This window comes from Streptomyces sp. Tue6028 (genome assembly GCF_002300165.1).
Lineage (GTDB): Bacteria > Actinomycetota > Actinomycetes > Streptomycetales > Streptomycetaceae > Streptomyces > Streptomyces siamensis.
The window spans coordinates 86,365-106,674 of the sequence record NZ_MLCE01000026.1 but is presented as its reverse complement, the minus strand read 5'-3'; the positions used below and the strand labels follow the sequence as shown (position 1 = coordinate 106,674).

The following is a 20,310-nucleotide window of genomic DNA, read 5'->3' as shown; positions in this document are numbered from 1 at the left end:
CTTCCCGCACACCCGACGTAACCTGGCCATCATGAAACAGTGCACGCACGCCGAAGCGCTGCCGCACCCCGAACCCCAGCCCCTCAGCGAGACGTGCCTGGAGTGCCTCGCGGCCGGCACGCACCCGGTGCAGCTGCGCCTGTGCCTGGAGTGCGGGCACCTCGGCTGCTGCGACTCCTCTCCGCTCCAACATGCGACGGAGCACTTCAAGACCACCGGGCATTCGATCATGCGCACGTTCGAGCTCGGGGAGAACTGGCGTTGGTGCTTCGTCGACCACGTACTCGTATGACACGACGCAGGCATACTGGAACAGCCCGCGGATCGCATACGCGTGTGACCGGCGATCCGGACGGTTCGACCGTCTGACGCCTGGGTACGTCAACCCGGCGCCCGCTCTTCCTAATTGGGCCCGCAGACCCCTAGCCACTGTCCGTACTCATAGGCTTACTATGAGTGACAGCAAGGGGCGGGGTCCCCAGGACAGGACACTTGGGAGCGCGGTAGCGTCACGGCTGAACGACATAGCGCGTTACCCGGGGGGCGACCCTCGGCCCCTGAAAGAGCTTGTACCACCATGGAGGTGAGGGTGTCCCAGATCGCAGGCGAGCCCGCGACGAAGGACTTCGTGGAAGTCCGGCTGCCGGCCGCGGGTGCCTACCTGTCGGTGCTGCGTACGGCCACGGCCGGGCTCGCGGCCCGTTTGGACTTCACCCTCGACGAGATCGAGGACCTGCGCATCGCGGTGGACGAGGCCTGCGCGATCCTGCTGCAACAGGCCGTCCCCGGCTCGGTGCTCAGCTGCGTCTTCCGGCTCATCGACGACTCGCTGGAGGTGACGGTCTCCGCGCCGACCACCGACGGTCACGCTCCGTCACGGGACACCTTCGCATGGACCGTCCTCTCGGCGCTCGCGGGCAAGGTCGACTCCTCCGTCGCCGAGGACAAGACCGTGTCGATCAGCCTCTACAAACAGCGCGGCGCGGGACCCGGGCCGGCGTGAGGAACGGGGACGGGCCGGTGCGGGACGAAGAGCGCGGCACACGGGAGCTTCCGTCCGGGCGCGTCGACGGCCTCGACGGGCCGCGGCGGACCGCGGACGGCGTCGACGGCGTCGACGGCATTCCCGAGCAGGCCCGGCCGCATCCGGAGGACGGCGCCTCACCGGTCGTCGCGCAGGCCGCGGCCGAACCGCGGACCGACGAGGACGAACGGGAGGAGCTCTCCGGCCGGGGCGATGGACAACGGGATCCGGAGGGTGCCGCGCTGAGCACGTCCTCGGGAGGGCGGCGGCTGGTGACGGGCGGGACTATGAGCGAGCAAGAGCGACACGACAAACCAGGGGCACACAGCGTGCAGGGCGCGCAGCACGGGCCGAGCGCCCAGCACATCGAGCACGACCCTCAGGACCGCAGCGGTGCACGGGCGATGTTCGTCGAGCTGCGCAAGCTCAAAGAGGGCAGCGCCGAGTACGCGGAGCTGCGCAACCAGCTCGTCCGCATGCACCTCCCGCTCGTGGAGCATCTCGCCCGCCGCTTCCGCAATCGCGGCGAGCCGCTGGACGACCTGACGCAGGTCGCCACCATCGGCCTGATCAAGTCGGTCGACCGCTTCGACCCCGAGCGCGGCGTCGAGTTCTCGACGTACGCGACGCCGACGGTCGTCGGCGAGATCAAGCGGCACTTCCGCGACAAGGGCTGGGCGGTCCGCGTCCCGCGCCGCCTCCAGGAGCTGCGGCTGGCGCTGACCACGGCGACCGCGGAGCTCTCGCAGCTGCACGGCCGCTCCCCCACCGTCCACGAGCTGGCCGAGAAGCTCGCGATCTCCGAGGAAGAGGTGCTGGAGGGCCTGGAGTCCGCCAACGCCTACTCGACACTGTCCCTGGACGTGCCCGACACGGACGACGAGTCGCCGGCCGTCGCGGACACCCTGGGTGCCGAGGACGAGGCGCTGGAGGGCGTCGAGTACCGCGAGTCCCTCAAGCCGCTGCTCGAAGATCTGCCGCCGCGGGAGAAGCGCATCCTGCTCCTCCGTTTCTTCGGGAACATGACGCAGTCGCAGATCGCCCAGGAGGTCGGCATCTCCCAGATGCACGTGTCACGGCTGCTGGCCCGCACCCTGGCCCAGCTGCGGGAGAAGCTCCTCGTCGAGGAGTGAGCCGGCCCCGCCGACCCCTCCCGCCCTGATCGAAACCCCCGCACCGCCGACCTCGTGGGAGACCTCCGCGCCGCCGGCCCTGCGGGACCGCTCTGGGCCGCTGCCCCCGCGGAACCGCTCCGCGCCGACCGGTCACCCCGGTCCGACGGACACGTCCGCGGTCACCCCGGCCCCACCGGGCGATTCAGCGCCGCATCGGGCGCTTCCGGTCCACTCGGGTCCCACGCACCGACCGGTCACCTCCGGTCTCGTCGGGACCCACCACCGGCCCCTTCCGGCCCCACCAAGTCATGATCGGTCACGACCGACCACGTCCGGTCCGACCACCGCGTCCTCGGCCGCTTCCGGACCCACCGGACACGCCCCGGACGCCTCCCGCACCGGCTGAACACCTCCGCCCCTGCCCGGGTCCCGCGCACGGACCGGTCACCTCCGAGCACACCGGATCCCGCGACAGGTCCGCCCGATGGCACAGGTGCACCGACCCGATCGACAAACACATCCCGACCGGTCACTGCCGATCGCACCGGCCGCCTCGGCCCCGGACGGAGGCCGGCTACAGCCCCCGTCGGCCGGCGCCCCGGCCGGTCACTTCTGGTCGGGCGCGTCGGCGCCGGGCCCTCGGATGCCGAGGGCCTTCGTCGTCTCCGGGTTCAGCAGCAGCACCAGGCCCACGATCGCGACGACCGCCAGCGCGATGCCGCCCGGGATCGCGACGCTGTCGGCCTGGAGCAGGGTGTAGGCCACGGGCAGCGACAGGATCTGGGTGATGAGCGCCGGGCCCCGGCTCCAGGAGCGGCGCAGCAGCAGTCCGCGCGCCGCCAGCAAGGGCAGCAGGGCCAGCACGATCAGCGTGACGCCGCCGGTGATGGCCTGCCCCCGGCTGTCCGGGGTGCCCGTGAAACCCCGGACGAGCACGTACACGCCCCCCGCGACGAGGGCGAGGCCCTGCAGCGCGGCCAGCGCAGCCGCGGCGGTCAGCCTCGCGGGTCGGGGTTCCGCGGCGGGGGCGTGCGAAGTGGTGGGGTTCTGCTCAGCGCTCACCCCTGAAGGGTAGCCGTCGGCGCTGCGGCGGCCGGGGCGCGGGGGCGGCGCCGGAGCGCGTCCGACGTGCGCAGGCTCACGTTGCGATCTCTTACCCGATCCCTACCTCGCTCTGGGCCCGGTACCCCCCAGTAGGTACGCTGCAACCCATGCGTGCACTTCTCGTCGTCAATCCGGCAGCAACCACCACGAGTGCGCGCACGCGCGACGTGTTGATCCACGCGCTCGCCAGCGAGATGAAGCTGGAGGCGGTCACCACCGAGTACCGCGGGCACGCCCGGGATCTCGGCCGACAGGCCGCGGAGAGCGAGGACATAGACCTGGTCGTCGCCCTCGGCGGCGACGGCACGGTCAACGAGGTCGTGAACGGACTGCTCCACGACGGCCCCGCCCCGGACCGGCTGCCCGGCTTCGCGGTGGTCCCCGGCGGCTCCACCAACGTCTTCGCCCGTGCCCTCGGCCTGCCCAACGACGCGGTGGAGGCGACCGGCGCCCTGCTGGACGCGCTGCGCGAGAGCCGTGAGCGCACGGTCGGCCTGGGTCTCGCCTCGGGCACTCCCGGCACGGAGGACGAAGCCGTGCCGTCCCGCTGGTTCACCTTCTGCGCCGGACTCGGTTTCGACGCGGGGGTGGTCGGGCGCGTCGAGCAGCAGCGCGAGCGCGGCAAGCGCTCCACCCATGCGCTGTATCTCCGCCAGGTGATGCGCCAGTTTCTGGACGAACCTCACCGCCGGCACGGAACGATCACGCTGGAGCGCCCCGGCGTGGACCCGGTGACCGATCTGGTCCTGTCCATCATCTGCAACACCTCGCCGTGGACGTTTCTCGGCAATCGTCCGGTGTACGCCTCGCCTAAGGCTTCGTTCGATACCGGGCTCGACGTACTCGGTCTCAGCCGCATGTCGACGGCCTCGGTTGCCCGGTATGCCACACAGTTGCTCACTTCGTCCCCCGAGCGCGGCCCCCATGGCAAGCACGCCGTCTCCCTGCACGACTTGACAGACTTCACCTTGCATTCGAAGGTCCCGCTGCCCCTCCAGATGGACGGTGACCACCTCGGGCTGCGAACAAGCGTGACGTTCACAGGCGTACGCCGTGCACTGCGTGTGATTGTGTGAGTAGAAGGGGCCAAAGTCCTTTCACTCGAACGTTTAGGCCAGGATCCACCCCATGGAAGTACGGCTGTGACCTAGTCGACACCGAGGAATCAAAAAAAACTTTCCGGAAGGGGTTGTATCCGCCGCTGAGGTTTGCGAGTCTCTACGTGGCGATCGGGACGGCCCGCAACATCGGCCCCACAGAGAGCCAGAACCCCTCCTCAAATCACAGGACCACGTCAGGCAACCTGACAGTCGGCCCTTCACTTGTTGAGGGATTCGTGAAAGCGTTCACATTCACAAGCAACTTGCATGTAATACCAAGGAGAGGTAGCAGCCATGGACTGGCGTCACAACGCCGTTTGCCGCGAGGAAGACCCCGAGCTCTTCTTCCCCATCGGCAACACCGGTCCTGCGCTGCTGCAGATCGAGGAAGCCAAGGCCGTCTGCCGCCGCTGCCCCGTCATGGAGCAGTGCCTGCAGTGGGCGCTCGAGTCCGGCCAGGACTCCGGCGTCTGGGGTGGCCTCAGCGAGGACGAGCGCCGTGCCATGAAGCGTCGCGCCGCCCGCAACCGGGCTCGTCAGGCCTCCGCCTGACACCCCACCCCGCACGAGCCTGGGCTTGGCGGCGCGTACAGCGAGTACGCATCTCCCGCCCCCGAGCCGCAGCGCGCAGTACCCCCGATGCGCATTTGAGCAACGAGCTTTCGGCCCCGGATCACCTGGTGATCCGGGGCTCATTGCTGTTTGCGACCGTGTGGATTGCTCCACCGTCGCGCAGGCCGGCCGCAGGGCGAACCGCTCCCGCCCGGCCGGGCGGGACTACTTGTGGCCCCGCACCGGGATGTCCAGGATCACCTGCGTGCCGCGCTCCGGGGCCGCCACCATGTCGAAGGTGCCGCCCAACTCGCCCTCCACCAGCGTCCGTACGATCTGCAGGCCGAGGTTGCCCGAACGGTGCGGGTCGAAGTCCTCGGGCAGACCCACCCCGTCGTCCTGGACCGTGACCAGCAGACGGGCCTCCTTGCTGGTGCCGCCGCGCACCGCGGAGACCTCGACGGTGCCCCGGTCGCCCTCGCGAAAGCCGTGCTCCAGCGCGTTCTGCAGGATCTCCGTGAGGACCATCGACAGCGGGGTCGCGACCTCGGCGTCCAGGATCCCGAAGCGGCCGGTGCGCCGGCCGGTGACCTTGCCGGGCGAGATCTCCGCGACCATGGCGAGCACCCGGTCCGCGATCTCGTCGAACTCCACGCGCTCGTCCAGATTCTGAGAGAGCGTCTCATGCACGATCGCAATCGAACCGACTCGGCGCACGGCCTCCTCCAGTGCCTCGCGGCCCCGGTCCGACTCGATGCGCCGGGCCTGCAGGCGCAGCAGCGCCGCCACGGTCTGGAGGTTGTTCTTCACCCGGTGGTGGATCTCCCGGATGGTCGCGTCCTTGGTGATCAACTCCCGCTCGCGGCGCCGCAGTTCGGTGACGTCACGGAGCAGGACGAGGGAGCCGACCCGGGTGCCCTTGGGCTTGAGCGGGATGGCGCGCAGCTGGATCACGCCGTCGTTGCTCTCGATCTCGAACTCGCGGGGCGCCCAGCCGCTGGCGACCTTGGACAGCGCCTCGTCCACCGGGCCGCGGGACGGAGCCAGCTCGGCGGTGGTCACGCCGAGGTTGTGCCCCACGAGGTCGGAGGCCAGGCCGAGGCGGTGGTAGGCCGACAGCGCGTTCGGTGAGGCGTACTGGACGATGCCGTCCGCGTCGAGCCTGATCAGCCCGTCGCCCACCCGCGGGGAGGCGTCCATGTCGACCTGCTGGTCGGGGAACGGGAACGTGCCCGCGGCGATCATCTGCGCCAGGTCGGAGGCGCTCTGGAGATACGTCAGCTCCAGCCGGCTCGGGGTGCGCACCGTGAGCAGGTTGGTGTTGCGGGCGATGACGCCGAGGACGCGCCCCTCACGCCGTACCGGAATCGACTCGACCCGCACCGGGACCTCTTCGCGCCACTCGGGGTCGCCCTCGCGCACGATCCGGCCCTCGTCGAGCGCGGCGTCCAGCATGGGCCGGCGGCCGCGCGGGACGAGATGGCCGACCATGTCGTCCTGGTACGAGGTGGGGCCGGTGTTGGGCCGCATCTGGGCGACGGAGACGTAGCGGGTGCCGTCACGCGTGGGAACCCACAGCACGAGGTCGGCGAAGGAGAGGTCGGAGAGCAACTGCCACTCCGAGACCAGCAGGTGCAGCCACTCGAGATCGGAGTCACCGAGGGCGGTGTGCTGGCGTACGAGGTCGTTCATGGAGGGCACGTGTGCGAGCGTACCCGGCGGATGCGGCAGGCCTCGAAAACGGCCGCCTCTGGGCTCGTACGGCGGCCTCGGAGGGCCCCGGAGACACCCGCGGGCCGCGGCGCCTGGGAGGGACCCTCAACCCTCCCGGCACCGCAGCCCGGAGCAACAACGGCCGCGGGGTGTGCGGTCCCGGTCGGCCGAAGAGAGGATCCGGTGCAGTCAGGGCAGAGAGCGCCGGTTCCTCGGTCCGCCTTCCTGTGCGGGGAAGACGGAGGCTTGTTCAGTCGCACCATCATTGTGGACTAGACCATGCTGCCGCGTCCATGCTCCTGCGCCCGCATGCCTTCTGTCCATGCGTCGGCAGGTGTTCGCCGCTGTCTGTTTATCCAACATGCAGCACTGTCCATCACGCAGACTAACCCGCTTCGGTTCGTGAACGGGCCGGATTGGCCGATGAATCGGGCCAGACGGCCATGGCGAGCGCGGCGAGGGCCTCCAACTGCTCCCTCGTGGCGCCGTCACGGGCCTGCTGCGACATGCCCTGGACGATCGCGCCGGTGTGGCGGGCGAGCGCGGCGGCGTCGGTTCCGGCGGGCAGTTCGCCCGCGGCGATGCCCGCCTTCATACGACTCTCGAACGCGGCGATGTTCGCGTTGCGCCGCTCGCGGAGGTCCTCCTCGACCTCCGGCGACGTGCAGTTGGTGGCGGCGTGGATGACCAGACAGCCGTGCGGGCGGCCCGGAGCGGTGTACTCCGCCGCGGCCTCGCGCAGCATCCGCTCGACCGCGGCACGGGCGGTGGGCTCCTCGGCCAGCGCGCGCTCGCCGAAGGACCCGTACCGCGTGCCGTACACACGGACGACCTCGTCGAAGAGGGACCGCTTGTCGCCGAAGGCCGCGTACAGGCTCGGGGCACCGATGCCCATGACCCGGGTGAGGTCGGAGACGGACGTCGCCTCGTACCCGTGCTCCCAGAACGCCAGGATCGCCTTCTCCAACGCGGTCTCCCGGTCGAAGGAGCGGGGCCGGCCGCGCTGCTTGGTCACGGCCTCGACGCCCGTGCGCGCGGTGGTTCCGGACTCGGTCTGCTGCCTGCTCACCATGGGGTGGATTTTATAGCGGGTACTAGAGAAATGTCGTCGGGTCGTTGTACGGTTTTTTCTGTAGCGATCACTAGGCAAATGCGGAGGGGGTGCCGACATGGGTGTGCTCGCAGGCAGGACGGCACTGGTCACGGGTGGCGGCAGGGGCATCGGGCGGGGCATCGCCGAGCGGCTCGGGCGGGACGGTGCGCGGGTGGCCGTGCACTACGGCAGCAATGAGGCCGCGGCGGACGAGACGGTCGCGGCGATCGAGGCCTCGGGCGGCTCGGCGTTCACGATCGGCGTGGAGCTGGGGCCGCCGGGCGACGCTCAGGCCCTGTGGGAGGCCTTCGACCGGCAGGCGGACGGCCTGGACATCCTGGTGAACAACGCGGCGATCGGCACCTCGCAGCCCTTCGGCGCGATCGACGAGCGGGAGTACGACCGGGTCTTCGCGGTGAACGTGCGAGCGCCCCACTTCATCACCAAGTACGGCGCCTCCCGCCTGCGGGACGGCGGCAGGGTCGTCAACATATCGTCGGGACTCGCTCGCAACGCGGTGATGCCGGACAAGATGGCGTACGCGATGACGAAGAGCGCCCTGGACGTCTTCACCCGCGACCTGTCCAAGGTCCTCGGCCCCCGCGGTATCACCGTGAACTCGGTGGCGCCCGGCATCATCGACACCGACGTCAATGCCGACTGGCTGCGGGCCGACGAAGCGGCCTGGGCGGGCGCCGCCGCACTGTCCGCCCTCGGCCGAGTGGGCACCCCCGCCGACGTCGCGGACGTGGTGGCCTTCCTCGTCTCGGACGACGGGCGCTGGGTGACAGGGGCCTGGCTGGACGCGACAGGGGGTTCGCTGACGTAGCGCCGGGGCGGGGCGCCGACCTGGTGCCGCAACGGCAGGTCGTGCGGGTGCGGGGCGCCTCTGTCAGTGGGTCTCCGTCACCTTCGCCAGGGCACGCGGCGCGTCCGGGTCCTGGCCGCGGGCGATGGTGACCTCATAGGCCAGCAGTTGGAGCGGGAGGATCTCCAGCATCGGCTGCACCTCTTCGGCGACGCCCTCGGTGGGCAGCACGAAACCGGCCGAGGCCTGTTCCACCTGGGCCCGCGGGCCCACCACGACGAGGTCGGCGCCACGCCCGCGCAGACGGTCGAGGACGGGCTGGAGCGCCTCGCCGCCGCGGCCGTCGGTGACCACCGCGATCACCGGGGAGATGTTGTCGACCATGGCGAGGGGGCCGTGCAGGAGGTCGGCACCGGAGTAGGACAGCGCGGGGATGTAGCTGGTCTCCATCAGCTTCAGGGCGGCCTCCTTGGCGGTGGGATAGCCGTAGCCGCGGGAGGTGATCACCATGCGCCCGGCGAATCGGTAGCGGGAGGCGAGGGCCCTGACCTCGTCCTGGCGGGCGAGAAGTCCCGCGGCCAGCTCGGGCAGCACCTTCGCGGCGGCGCCGTCCCCGCCGCGCAGACCTTCGACGAAGAGATACAGCGCGAGGAGGGAGGCGGTGTAGGTCTTGGTCGCCGGGAGGGCCTTCTCCGGCCCGGCCATGATGTCGATGTGGTACTCGGAGACGGCGGCGAGCGGCGAGTCCGGGTTGTTGGTCACCGCGAGGGTGATCGCACCGGCCTCCCGGGCGGCCCGGGTCGAGGCGACGAGGTCGGGCGAGCCACCGGACTGACTGACGGTGATCACCAGGACGTCACTGAGGTCGGGCCGTGCGCCGTACGCCGTGATCGTGGACATCGAGGTGAGTCCGCAGGGCATGCCGAGACGGATCTCCAGGAGGTACTTGGCGTACAGGGCCGCGTTGTCGGAGGTGCCCCGCGCGGCGAGCAGGACGAAGCGCGGCGAGCGGGAGGCGACCTGCCGGGCCACGTCCTGGATCCGCGGCGCTCCCGAGTCGAGGATCCGGCGCATCACGTCGGGCTGCTCGGCCATCTCACGGGCCATGATCCGGCCGGGACGGTCGCCCTGGGATTCCGGGGGCGTGGCGGTCATGGTGCCTCCTCGTGAGTCGGTGCGCGGCTTCCATTGCACTCCCGGGAGCGGGGGCACGCGCGTCCGGGCAGGGGTGGTGGTGTGAACGGGAGCGGACATGTCCGGTTGGGGGCGGGGTGTCCGGGTGCGTTCTCCGGGGCGACGTGAGGCGGGGCCTCTGCTAGATTGGTCTATACCACATGTGTCCCCTTTCGGGTTCCGGTTGAGTCCCCTGAGTCCCCTCTCCAGATCGGCAGGCCCAGCGTGGAAGTTGTCATCGTCCCGGACGCCAAGGCGGGCGGCGAGCTGATCGCCGAAGCCATGGCCGAGCTGCTCCGTCGCAAGCCCGACGCCCTGCTCGGCGTGGCCACCGGCTCGACCCCGCTGCCCATCTACGAGGCGCTGGCGGCCAAGGTGGGCTCCGGTGCCGTGGACGCCTCGCGGGCGCGGATCGCCCAGCTCGACGAGTACGTGGGACTGCCGGCCGAGCACCCCGAGTCGTACCGTTCGGTGCTCCGCCGCGAGGTGCTGGAGCCGCTGGGTCTCGGCATGGACGCGTTCATGGGTCCGGACGGCACCGCCGCGGACGTGCAGGCCGCGTGCGAGGCGTACGACAAGGCGCTGGCGTCCGCCGGCGGGGTCGACCTCCAGCTCCTCGGGATCGGCACGGACGGGCACATCGGTTTCAACGAGCCGTGTTCCTCGCTCGCCTCGCGGACCCGGATCAAGACGCTGACCGAGCAGACCCGGGTCGACAACGCCCGGTTCTTCGAGGGCGACATCGAGCAGGTCCCGCACCACGTGATCACCCAGGGCATCGGCACGATCCTGGAGGCACGGCACCTGGTGCTGCTCGCGACCGGCGAGGGCAAGGCGGACGCGGTGGCCGCGACGGTCGAGGGACCGGTGGCCGCGGTGTGCCCGGCGTCCGCGTTGCAGCTCCACCCGCACGCGACCGTCGTCGTGGACGAGGCGGCCGCCTCCAAGCTGAAGCTGGCGGACTACTTCCGGCACACCTTCGCCAACAAGCCCGACTGGCAGGGGATCTAGGCTCCGCCGCCGACCGGATCGCGCGCGCCGGACCACGGGGTCCGGCACGTTCGCCCGCTGTCTCCTGGCCCCTGCTCTGCCGGTGCCGACGGGTCTCCGGCCGCCGCGCCGTCCGCCCGCGCCGGCGCCGCTGCCGGTGCCGTCGCCGGTCCCCGCGCCGGCGCCGTCGCCGGTCCCTGTGCCGTCGCCGCTCCCGGTGCCGTCGGCGGTGCCGACAGCTCGCGGCCGGTCGGTGCGAGGACGACCGCACGGAAGCGTCCGCACCGCGCCGTCGATGCGAAGGCGATCCCCCGCAGGCGTGCACACGAAGGCGCCGGGTGCTCCTCCCCCGAGGGCACCCGGCGCCTTCGCACGTCGTGGGTCACGCCCCGACGACGACCTCCGCCGCCGCCTGGCCGCACACGCGCGCCGCGCCGTGCGTGGCGATGTGCAGGGCGCCCCGGGGCGCGGCCTGGGGTACGCCCATCTCCACGACAACGGTGTCAGGGCGGACGGCGAGCAGGGCGTCGAGGGCGCCCGCCATCCACGGGTGACGGTGTTCGTCGCGCACGACGGCGACGATGCGGCGGGATCCCGCGGCCTCGAGGGCTGCGGGGCCTGCGCCCTCACCGGTGAAGCTGCCCGTCTCGGTCCCGGGCAGCAGCCGGGCCAGCTCCGCGGCCACGCCCCAGGGGGTCTCGTCACCGACGGCGATGTTCGCGACCGGGGTGAGAGCGGCGACGTACGGGGGCTCGGTGAGCGGCGCGTACGTCTCGGAGTGGGTCACCGTGAGCGCGCGGCGGGCGGCGACCAGGCCGATCCCGGCCCGTTCCTCCGTGTCCGCGGCTGCCGCCTCGCGTGCGGCGGCGGCCGTCCAGCCGGCCAGCGCCCGCACCCGGGCGGCGGCATCGGCGAGCCTCTCCTCGGGGAGGTCACCGCCGCGGACCGCCGCGACGAGGGCGTCGCGGAGGCGGCACACGGTCTCGTCGTCGGCGAGTCCCCCGCCCACGCAGATCGCGTCGGCGCCGGCCGCGATGGCGAGGACGCTGCCGCGTTCGATGCCGTACGTCGCGGCGATGGCCTGCATCTCCATGCCGTCGGTGACGATGAGGCCCTCGTAGCCGAGTTCCTCGCGGAGCAGGCCCGTGAGGATGCGGCGGGACAGGGTGGCGGGCCGGTCGGGGTCCAGCGCCGGGACGAGGATGTGCGCGCTCATCACGGCCCGGGTGCCCGCGGCGATCGCGGCGCGGAACGGGGCGAGTTCACGGGACTGGAGCACGTCGAGCCCGGCGTCGATGCGCGGCAGCGCGTGGTGCGAGTCGACGGCCGTGTCACCGTGTCCCGGGAAGTGCTTGGTGCAGGCCGCGACGCCGGCGGACTGGAGTCCGGTGACGTAGGCGGCCGTGTGCCGGGACACCAGGTCGGTGTCGGCGCCGAAGGACCGTACCCCGATGACCGGGTTGTCCGGGTTGGAGTTGACGTCCGCGGACGGCGCCCAGTTGAGGTTCACCCCGCAGGCGGCCAGGCGGCGGCCGAGTTCGCGGGCGACGTCCCGGGTGAGCGCGACGTCGTCCACCGCCCCGAGCGCGTGGTTCCCGGGGAAGGAGGACCCGGTGCGCACCTCCAGGCGGGTGACGTCGCCGCCCTCCTCGTCGATGGCGACGAGGACGTCGTCGCGCTCCGCGCGCAACTGGGCGGTCAGGGCCGCCAGTTGCTCGGGCGAGGCGATGTTGCGGCCGAACAGGCCGACCGAGGCGAGGCCCTCGCCGAGGCGGCGGAGCAGCCAGTCGGGGGCCGTGGTGCCCGTGAAGCCGGGCTGGAGGACGGTCAGGGCGTCGCGTGTCGGACCGTCCTGGGCCGAATTGGACGCGGTGGTACCACTGGCGAGTGTCGTCATCGGGTGGCGTTATCCCTTCACGGCGCCCGCGGTCAGCCCCGCGGCCATCTTGCGCTGGACGATGAGGAACAGGACGACGATCGGCACGGCCATCATCGTGGAACCGGCCATCATCGGGGCGTATTCGGTGCCGTGCTTGGTGGTGAAGTTGCCGAGCCAGACGGTGGCCGTCTGGTTCTTCTGGCTCATCAGCATGAGGGCGTAGATGTACTCGTTCCACGCCTGGATGAACCCGTACACGGACGTGGCGACCATGCCGGGGGCGAGGAGCGGGAAGACCACGCGGACGAAGGCACCCGTGCGGCTGCAGCCGTCGACCATGGCCGCTTCCTCCAGTTCCCTCGGGATGTTGACGATGAAGCCGCGCAGCGTCCAGACCGTGAACGGGAGGATGAAGGTCAGGTACGTGATGATCAGGCCGGAGAGCTTGTCGTACTGGTCGAGGTCGTTCAGCAGCAGGAAGACCGGGATGATCATGGCGACCAGCGGGACCATCTGGACCGCGAGGATGCCGACGATCACGATCTTCCGGCCGCGGAAGGCGAAGCGGGAGATGGCGAGTGCGGCGAGCAGGCCGACGGCGACGCCGATCACGACCACCGCCAGGGAGACGATCAGGCTGCGGCCCACCGGCCCCCAGAAGTCGGCGATGTCGAGGGCGCGCCGGAAGTTGTCGAGCGTGAGCCCGGTGGGCAGCAGGCTCGGATCGGGGTCGATGGCGTCCTTGGCGGGCTTGAACGCGGTGTTCAGCATCCAGTAGACGGGGAATCCCGCGGTGACGAAGACGAGCAGTCCGAGCAGGTTCCAGCCGGCCTTGGACTTGCGGGCCTTGCTGGGCCCGGAGCCCTCGCGCTGCGGGGAGGACGTACGTCCCGGGGTGGCGACGGCGCTCATTCGACCTCTCCGATCTTCAGCATCTGACGCATGTACACGGCCACCACGCCGAGCAGGAGCAACACGGTGAGCAGGGCGATCGCCGATCCCTGCGCGTAGTCGTTGACGACGAACGCGCGGTCGTAGGAGTAGGTGGTGAGCAGCTGGAACTCGGCTTCCGGGTGGCCGCCTCGCATGACGAAGACCTGCGGGAAGACACCCATGTCCCAGATGACGGAGAGCGTCGTGAGCATCACGACGATGGGCTTGAGGATCGGCAGCGTGACGTACCGGAAGACGCCCCAGGAGCCCGCCCCGTCGAGGCGTGCGGCTTCCTCCAGTTCCTGCGGCACCTGGGTGAGCCCCGCGCTGAGCGTGATGACGACGAACGGCACCGCGCCCCAGACCACCAGGAGCATGATCACGGCCAGTCCCTGCGGACCGCTCGCGAACCAGTTGTGGCCGATCATGTCGACGCCCGGCAGCTTGCTGAGCAGCGCGTTGAAGATGCCGTAGTCGGAGTCGAAGAGCCACTTGAAGACGGTGGTGGCCACGATGATCGGCATGCCCCAGCTGGCCACCAGCGCGATGTTGATGAGCGTCTTCACCCAGCCCGAGACCCGCTGGAGCAGCAGAGCGATCAGCATGCCGACGACCATCGTGAAGATGACGGACCCGGCCGCGAAGACGAACGTCCGGACGACCACGGCCCAGAACTCGCCGTCGCCGAGCACCTTGCTGAAGTTGTCGAAGCCGACCGACTCGGCGGGCTGGAAGCCCCACAGCTGGGACTGCCCGAACTTCTGGAAGGACAGCGTGACCAGGCGGACGAGCGGATAGCCGAGGACGAGCGCGAGGATCAGCAGACAGGGCGCGAGCAGCATCCAGGGAAGCGCGACTCCACCCGGACTCCGCCGTGCGCGTGGCGCCTTCGGGACGGCTGGTGGCGGTGCCTGCCGCGGGGGCGGCACCTTGGCAGGGGTGGTCGTGTCTGCGGCACTCATCGCGCGCTCCTCAGCGGTCCCTCTGGTCGTACGTAAGCAGAGCCCCGCACGGCCGTGCCGTACGGAAGGCAGGGCCCCGCCCCTCCGTGGCGGAGGACCGACGGGGCCCTGCTCTCAGGTCACTTGGTGTTGATGACCTTGTCGATCGCGGCGTCCGCGTCCTTCGCGGCGGCCTCGACCGACTTCTTGCCGGTGCCGATGCTCTGCAGCATGGTCTGCAGGACCTGGGCCTTCTCGACCTGGCCCCAGCCCGGCGCCATCGGGACGAACCAGTTGGACTCGGCCGCGGTGGCCGGGACCTCCGTCTTCGGGTCGCTCTTCAGCGTCGCGAGGTCGGTCTTGTTGTTGGGCAGGTTGCCCTTGTCCATCAGGCCCTTCTGGCCCTTGGCACCCGTGAAGGCGTTGATCCACTCGCCGGCGACGGCCTGCGCGTCGGACTTCACCGGCACGGCGAGGTCGGAGCCGCCGAGGAACACCGGGAGGTTCTTCCCGGACGGGCCGGGCATCACGAAGTTCTCGAGGTTGCCCTTGAGCTTGCCGGTCTTGTCGCTCTTCGGGTCCTCGGCGGTCGCACCCTCCCAGGCGGCACCGAAGATCATGCCGGACTTGCCCTGGCCGTAGACGATGTAGCGGTCGGACTCGTCCTTGGTCTTGTCGCCGTGCATGTACTTGTCGACGACGTTCTTGAACTCGGTGAGGCCCTTGATCGACTCGGGCGAGGAGAGGTTGGCCTTCCACTGGCCGCCCTCCTCCTTGGCGATGGAGCCGCCGGCGTCGTAGACGAAGGACATCGCGGCGTACCAGTCACGGGTGGGCTGGTACCAGGCGTTGAACTTGTTGCCCTCCTTCTTCTGGATCTTGTCCAGGGCGGAGGTGAGGTCCTTGTACGTCTTCGGCGCGGTCTTCACGCCGACGGAGGCGGCGAGGTCCTTGCGCCAGTTGCCGACGCGGCCACCGGCGTAGTACGGCACGCCGTAGGTCTTGCCCTCGTACGTGACGGAGGCCTTGAGGCCGTCCAGCCAGGCGTCCGAGTTCTCGAACTTGCTCGCGTCCAGGGGAGCGAAGGCGCCCTTGACCATGTAGCCGAGCATCTCGGTGTTGCCCATCTCGACGACGTCGGGGGCCTTGTCGGTGGCCAGGACCGCGTCGAGCTTGGTGTTCTTGTCCGGCCAGCCGTAGTACTCGTGGTTGATCTTGATGCCGGGGTGCTTGGCCTTGACGGCCGCGTCGGCGGCCTTGACCAGCTCGGGCCAGTTGTTCTGCGCGTCGACGGTGAGCCAGACGGTCAGCTCCTTGGCGTCCGCGCCCTTGCCCGACCCCCCGGACTTGTTGTCACTGTCCCCGCATGCCGCGATGGAGACCATCATGCCCGCGATACCGATCGCGGCTATCAGCTTGCGCTTCACGCCACCCTCCTCAGGGATGCCACAAACCCCCCTGCCTCCCCGCGGTGACATACGCCGTACCGCCCGTGGGGCCGGGACTGGACCAATGGTGTAGACCAGTACGGGGAGCTTGGCCTAGACCTAGGGGGGTGTCAAGACATTCGCGGGCACCCCGACCGTCCGTTATGGGACCTACATATGCAGGGACCTTTAACTAGGTAATCCGCATATCGGGCAGGAGTGTTCAAGCGTCCGACCCGGTGCCCCGACCGGACCACCGACACGCGACGCACAGGCCGCGCGTCCGCGATGGACTAGACCAACGGGTGAGCCGACGGTATATAGAGGGGATCACGGAAGGTGCGGGGGGTACTCGCACATGAAGCCGTGCCACGATGTGAGCCGTGGCCGATGCGTAGGTCGGCCGCTTCGGCATCCGGAGCCGGGAAGGCAGAGCATGAGCACCGACGTCAGCAGTGCGGAGAACGAGGGTGGCGCGCCCATCCGTACCGCGCGCGTGCCCAAGTACTACCGCCTGAAGAAGCACCTGCTCGACATGACGGAGACCCTGCCGCCCGGGACACCGGTACCGCCCGAGCGCACCCTCGCCGCCGAGTTCGACACCTCGCGCACCACCGTGCGGCAGGCCCTTCAGGAGCTGGTCGTCGAGGGCCGTCTCGAACGCATCCAGGGCAAGGGCACCTTCGTCGCCAAGCCGAAGGTCTCCCAGGCGCTCCAACTCACCTCGTACACCGAGGACATGCGCGCGCAGGGTCTCGAACCCACCTCGCAGCTCCTGGACATCGGCTACATCACCGCCGACGAGACGCTCGCCGGCCTGCTCGACATCTCGGCCGGCGGCCGGGTGCTGCGCATCGAGCGGCTGCGCCTGGCGAGCGGCGAGCCGATGGCGATCGAGACGACCCATCTGTCCGCGAAGCGCTTCCCCGCGCTGCGCAGGTCGCTCGTCAAGTACACCTCCCTCTACACCGCGCTCGCCGAGGTGTACGACGTCCATCTCGCCGAGGCCGAGGAGACCATCGAGACCTCGCTGGCCACCCCGCGCGAGGCGGGGCTGCTCGGCACCGACGTCGGCCTGCCCATGCTGATGCTCTCCCGTCACTCGCTCGACAAGCAGGGCGAGCCGGTGGAGTGGGTGCGTTCGGTGTACCGGGGCGACCGGTACAAGTTCGTGGCCCGCCTCAAGCGCCCCCAGGACTAGGGGCACCCGGTCGGCGGCGCCGGAACGGGCCCGCGCACCCCGTCGGGAGCGGCGTCCGGGACGCCGCTTCGCATGCTGTCGAGTTGACGGGGCGTCGCGGTCTCATTGCTGTTGGGGACCGATATGCGGACGAGGGGTTCCGCTTTGCTGACGCCGTCGCCTACATTGCCTGCGCGCTACACAGGTGATCAGCGAGGGGACGGAGTCGCCGTATGTCAGATGTGCCTGAAGTGAAACCACCGGTGGTCACACCGGTACGCGTGGTGATCGCCCTGTGTCTGCTCGCGCCGTTCGTGGCGATGCTGTGGGTCGGCTCCTACGCCAAGGCCGACCCGGCCTTCATAGGCATCCCGTTCTTCTACTGGTACCAGATGGCGTGGGTGCTCATCTCAACAGCGCTCACGATGGTCGCGTACCAGCTGTGGCGACGTGACCAGCGGGCCCGCGCCTCCGCCGCCACCCGCACTTCCACCAAGGGCGCCCCGGCCTCCGCCGAGGGTGCCGAAGCATCCGCCGAGGGGAGTGCCGGAGCATGAAGGACGGCGTCAACGGCGTCGCACTCGGCGTCTTCATCTTCTTCTTCCTGGCCGTCACGGTCGTAGGGTTCCTGGCCGCGCGCTGGCGCAAGGCCGACAACGAGCACAGCCTCGACGAATGGGGCCTGGGCGGACGGTCGTTCGGAACCTGGATCACCTGGTTCCTGCTCGGCGGCGACCTGTACACCGCGTACACCTTCGTGGCCGTACCGGCCGCCATCTACGCGGCGGGCGCGGCCGGCTTCTTCGCCGTGCCGTACACGATCCTGGTCTACCCGCTGATCTTCACCTTCCTGCCGCGCCTGTGGTCGGTGTCCCACAAGCACGGATACGTGACGACGTCGGACTTCGTGCGCGGCCGCTTCGGCTCCAAGGGTCTGTCCCTGGCCGTGGCGATCACCGGCATCCTGGCGACCATGCCGTACATCGCGCTCCAGCTGGTCGGCATCCAGGCCGTCCTGGACGTGATGGGCGTGGGCGGCGGCGACAACACCAACTGGTTCGTCAAGGACCTTCCGCTGCTCATCGCCTTCGGTGTGCTGGCCGCCTACACCTACTCCTCGGGCCTGCGCGCCCCCGCCCTGATCGCGTTCGTGAAGGACACCCTGATCTACATCGTGATCGCGGTGGCCATCATCTACATCCCGATCAAGCTGGGCGGATTCGACGAGATCTTCAAGGCGGCGGGCGACAAGTACACCGCGGCCGGCGCGGGCGGGCTCGTGCCTCCCGAGGCGGGCCAGTGGACCTATGCCACGCTCGCGCTCGGCTCGGCGCTCGCGCTGTTCATGTACCCGCACTCGATCACGGCGACGCTGTCCAGCCGCAGCCGTGAGGTGATCCGCCGCAACACCACGATCCTCCCGCTGTACTCGCTGATGCTGGGCCTGCTCGCGCTGCTCGGGTTCATGGCGATCGCGGCCGGGGTGAAGGTCACCAACGGCCAGCTCGCGATCCCGCAGCTGTTCGAGAACATGTTCCCGGACTGGTTCGCGGGTGTGGCCTTCGCGGCCATCGGTATCGGCGCGCTGGTCCCCGCGGCCATCATGTCGATCGCCGCCGCGAACCTCTTCACCCGCAACATCTACAAGGACTTCATCAAGCCGGACGCCACTCCGCAGCAGGAGACCAAGGTCTCCAAGCTGGTCTCGCTGCTGGTGAAGGTGGGCGCGCTGGTCTTCGTCCTCACCATGGACAAGACGGTCGCCATCAACTTCCAGCTCCTGGGCGGCATCTGGATCCTGCAGACCTTCCCGGCCCTGGTCGGCGGCCTGTTCACACGCTGGTTCCACCGCTGGGCGCTCCTCGCCGGCTGGGCCGTGGGCATGCTCTACGGCACGATCGCCGCGTACGGGGTGGCCTCGCCGACGCAGAAGCACTTCGGCGGCAGCGCCAAGGAGATCCCCGGCATCGGGGAGATCGGCTACATCGGCTTCACGGCGTTCACCCTGAACGTGGTCGTGACGGTCGTCCTCACGTTCGCGCTGCGTGCGTTCAAGGCCCCGGACGGCGTCGACGAGACGTCCGCCGAGGACTACACGGCGGACGCGGGCGACCCGGGGGTCGAGGTCGAGCTGCCGGTGGCGGCCCACTGACCCAACGGTTCCACACTCCGCGGCGCCCCTCGGTCAGGGGGGCGCCGCGGTCTTTTCGCGCCCGCGGTCCTGCCGTCGTACGGTGACAGGTCCCACCGCCCGGGCCGGCGACGGGGCGGGTCCGCCGGGTCCGACCGACGCCGACGGGCCGGTGCAGATCGCCGGGTCCGACCGGCACAGGTGCGGGCGGGCCGCCGGGGCCGGGCGACGTCGACAGAGTGCCCCGCCCCCTGGGAATTCGGCGGCCCTCCCGCGCGATCTCCCACAGACTGTGCGCATGGACATAGTCATCCGCGTCGCGCGTCCCGAGGAGTACCCGGGCCTCGGCGAGATCACCGCCCAGGCCTATCTCCGCGACGGACTGCTCGACTTCGGGGAGAGCGACGCGTACCTGGGAGAGCTGCGGGACGTGGCCAAGCGCGCCGCCGCGGCCGACGTGCTCGTCGCGGTCGAACGCGAGTCCGCGCCCGGCGCGCGGCGGCTGCTCGGTGGGGTGACCTTCGTGCCGCGCGGCGGCGCCATGGCCGACATCGCCCGCCCCGGCGAAGCCGAGATCCGCATGCTCGCGGTCGCCCGCGAGGCGCGCGGCCGGGGTGCCGGGGAGGCACTCGTCCGCGACTGCGTCGACCGCGCACGGGCCACGGAGGGCTGCGTACGCATCGTGCTGTCCACCCAGCACTCCATGCACGCCGCCCACCGGATCTACGAGCGCCTCGGCTTCACCCGCACCCCGGACCGCGACTGGAACCCGATCCCGGAACTGGACGACGTCCGGCTGCTCACCTACGAACTGACGCTCTGACAGCTCCTCTGCCACCCTCCGAAGCCGACACGACACAACATGTGGGGGTGGTCCCGCAGCCCGGCACAAGATGTATGCTCATGCTCGCTGTCGCCGCAGGGGAATCCGGTGCGAATCCGGAACTGTCCCGCAACGGTGTACTTGTGCGTGTTCGCGTATCCGCCTGCACGCGCTGGCTTCAGTCCGAGGACCTGTCGACAGCGCACCCCGGCCGTCCGGCCCGGGTGCCGACGACGTCCGGGCCTCGCGGAATGGGCCGGTGGACGCGGTGCGCTGCCCTCCGGCCGGCGCCCCCGTGTGCCTCCGTGCCTCCCGACAGGCCCC

General features: G+C 70.2%; 19 protein-coding genes and 1 riboswitch. Of the genes, 11 read left to right on the top strand and 8 right to left on the bottom strand.

The genetic code is table 11. The features are described from left to right. Positions 1-31: 31 nt before the first annotated feature. The 3 genes from BKI49_RS25185 to BKI49_RS25175 all read left to right on the top strand — a co-directional run bounded on the left by BKI49_RS25185 (position 32) and on the right by BKI49_RS25175 (position 2,157). Positions 32-292, top strand: a complete 261-nt coding sequence (locus BKI49_RS25185; RefSeq protein ID WP_028802067.1) for a UBP-type zinc finger domain-containing protein — start codon at positions 32-34, stop codon at positions 290-292. A 297-nt stretch (positions 293-589) separates the two neighbouring features. Beyond that, positions 590-1,003, top strand: coding sequence for an ATP-binding protein (locus BKI49_RS25180; protein WP_028802066.1), 414 nt, complete (start codon positions 590-592; stop codon positions 1,001-1,003). Further along, positions 1,000-2,157: an RNA polymerase sigma factor SigF gene (locus BKI49_RS25175; protein ID WP_095936555.1), complete on the top strand. Its 1,158-nt coding sequence runs from the start codon at positions 1,000-1,002 to the stop codon at positions 2,155-2,157. The genes BKI49_RS25180 and BKI49_RS25175 overlap by 4 nt, the downstream gene beginning before the upstream one ends. A gap of 588 nt (positions 2,158-2,745) precedes the next feature. Here the strand turns inward: BKI49_RS25175 and BKI49_RS25170 are convergent. Next, complete coding sequence (locus tag BKI49_RS25170) at positions 2,746-3,201, bottom strand: hypothetical protein (protein ID WP_095936554.1); 456 nt, start codon at positions 3,199-3,201, stop codon at positions 2,746-2,748. Positions 3,202-3,350: 149 nt separating this feature from the next. Here BKI49_RS25170 and BKI49_RS25165 point away from each other — a divergent pair, with 149 nt between their 5' ends. Beyond that, positions 3,351-4,319, top strand: coding sequence for a diacylglycerol/lipid kinase family protein (locus BKI49_RS25165; protein WP_095936553.1), 969 nt, complete (start codon positions 3,351-3,353; stop codon positions 4,317-4,319). Between the two features lie 318 nt (positions 4,320-4,637). Beyond that, complete coding sequence (locus BKI49_RS25160) at positions 4,638-4,895, top strand: WhiB family transcriptional regulator (RefSeq protein WP_016639615.1); 258 nt, start codon at positions 4,638-4,640, stop codon at positions 4,893-4,895. Between the two features lie 225 nt (positions 4,896-5,120). Here the strand turns inward: BKI49_RS25160 and BKI49_RS25155 are convergent, their stop codons facing one another. Both BKI49_RS25155 and BKI49_RS25150 read right to left on the bottom strand, forming a co-directional pair. Further along, positions 5,121-6,587 (bottom strand): sensor histidine kinase, encoded by a 1,467-nt coding sequence (locus tag BKI49_RS25155; protein WP_028802062.1) that lies wholly within the window; start codon positions 6,585-6,587, stop codon positions 5,121-5,123. A gap of 406 nt (positions 6,588-6,993) precedes the next feature. After that, positions 6,994-7,680 carry a TetR/AcrR family transcriptional regulator gene (locus BKI49_RS25150; RefSeq protein WP_095936551.1) on the bottom strand — a complete coding sequence of 229 codons (687 nt, stop codon included), beginning with the start codon at positions 7,678-7,680 and terminating at the stop codon, positions 6,994-6,996. Between the two features lie 97 nt (positions 7,681-7,777). On the opposite strand from BKI49_RS25150, the gene BKI49_RS25145 reads away from it, so the two are divergent. Beyond that, positions 7,778-8,530: an SDR family oxidoreductase gene (locus tag BKI49_RS25145; RefSeq protein ID WP_095936550.1), complete on the top strand. Its 753-nt coding sequence runs from the start codon at positions 7,778-7,780 to the stop codon at positions 8,528-8,530. A 63-nt stretch (positions 8,531-8,593) separates the two neighbouring features. Here BKI49_RS25145 and BKI49_RS25140 read toward each other — a convergent pair whose 3' ends face one another. Then, entirely contained in the window at positions 8,594-9,664 is a 1,071-nt protein-coding gene (locus tag BKI49_RS25140; protein ID WP_095936549.1) for an SIS domain-containing protein, read from the bottom strand. A gap of 243 nt (positions 9,665-9,907) precedes the next feature. Here BKI49_RS25140 and nagB point away from each other — a divergent pair, with 243 nt between their 5' ends. Beyond that, positions 9,908-10,693, top strand: coding sequence for a glucosamine-6-phosphate deaminase (gene nagB, locus BKI49_RS25135; protein ID WP_095936548.1), 786 nt, complete (start codon positions 9,908-9,910; stop codon positions 10,691-10,693). Positions 10,694-11,054: 361 nt separating this feature from the next. Here the strand turns inward: nagB and BKI49_RS25130 are convergent, their stop codons facing one another. The 4 genes from BKI49_RS25130 to BKI49_RS25115 form a co-directional block, all read right to left on the bottom strand. Continuing rightward, on the bottom strand, positions 11,055-12,569 hold the full coding sequence (locus tag BKI49_RS25130; protein ID WP_095936547.1) for a glycoside hydrolase family 3 protein: 1,515 nt from the start codon (positions 12,567-12,569) through the stop codon (positions 11,055-11,057). Between the two features lie 9 nt (positions 12,570-12,578). Next, positions 12,579-13,463: a carbohydrate ABC transporter permease gene (locus tag BKI49_RS25125; RefSeq protein ID WP_095936546.1), complete on the bottom strand. Its 885-nt coding sequence runs from the start codon at positions 13,461-13,463 to the stop codon at positions 12,579-12,581. Further along, a complete protein-coding gene (locus tag BKI49_RS25120; protein WP_095936545.1) occupies positions 13,460-14,446 on the bottom strand; it encodes a carbohydrate ABC transporter permease in 987 nt (328 codons plus the stop codon). Before BKI49_RS25120 ends, BKI49_RS25125 begins: the two co-directional genes overlap by 4 nt. Before the next feature lie 119 nt (positions 14,447-14,565). After that, on the bottom strand, positions 14,566-15,852 hold the full coding sequence (locus tag BKI49_RS25115) for an extracellular solute-binding protein (RefSeq protein WP_095936544.1): 1,287 nt from the start codon (positions 15,850-15,852) through the stop codon (positions 14,566-14,568). Positions 15,853-16,288: 436 nt separating this feature from the next. Here BKI49_RS25115 and BKI49_RS25110 point away from each other — a divergent pair, with 436 nt between their 5' ends. The 4 genes from BKI49_RS25110 to BKI49_RS25095 all read left to right on the top strand — a co-directional run bounded on the left by BKI49_RS25110 (position 16,289) and on the right by BKI49_RS25095 (position 19,986). Beyond that, positions 16,289-17,053 carry a GntR family transcriptional regulator gene (locus tag BKI49_RS25110; RefSeq protein WP_028802055.1) on the top strand — a complete coding sequence of 255 codons (765 nt, stop codon included), beginning with the start codon at positions 16,289-16,291 and terminating at the stop codon, positions 17,051-17,053. A gap of 212 nt (positions 17,054-17,265) precedes the next feature. Next, the gene (locus tag BKI49_RS25105) at positions 17,266-17,589 is read left to right on the top strand and encodes a DUF3311 domain-containing protein (RefSeq protein ID WP_257004948.1); all 324 of its coding nucleotides are present in this window, start codon (positions 17,266-17,268) and stop codon (positions 17,587-17,589) included. After that, positions 17,586-19,184, top strand: a complete 1,599-nt coding sequence (gene mctP, locus BKI49_RS25100) for a monocarboxylate uptake permease MctP (protein ID WP_095936543.1) — start codon at positions 17,586-17,588, stop codon at positions 19,182-19,184. Before BKI49_RS25105 ends, mctP begins: the two co-directional genes overlap by 4 nt. 277 nt (positions 19,185-19,461) lie before the next feature. Continuing rightward, positions 19,462-19,986 (top strand): GNAT family N-acetyltransferase, encoded by a 525-nt coding sequence (locus BKI49_RS25095; protein ID WP_095936542.1) that lies wholly within the window; start codon positions 19,462-19,464, stop codon positions 19,984-19,986. A gap of 74 nt (positions 19,987-20,060) precedes the next feature. Beyond that, positions 20,061-20,199, top strand: a riboswitch (cobalamin riboswitch). Positions 20,200-20,310: the final 111 nt, after the last annotated feature.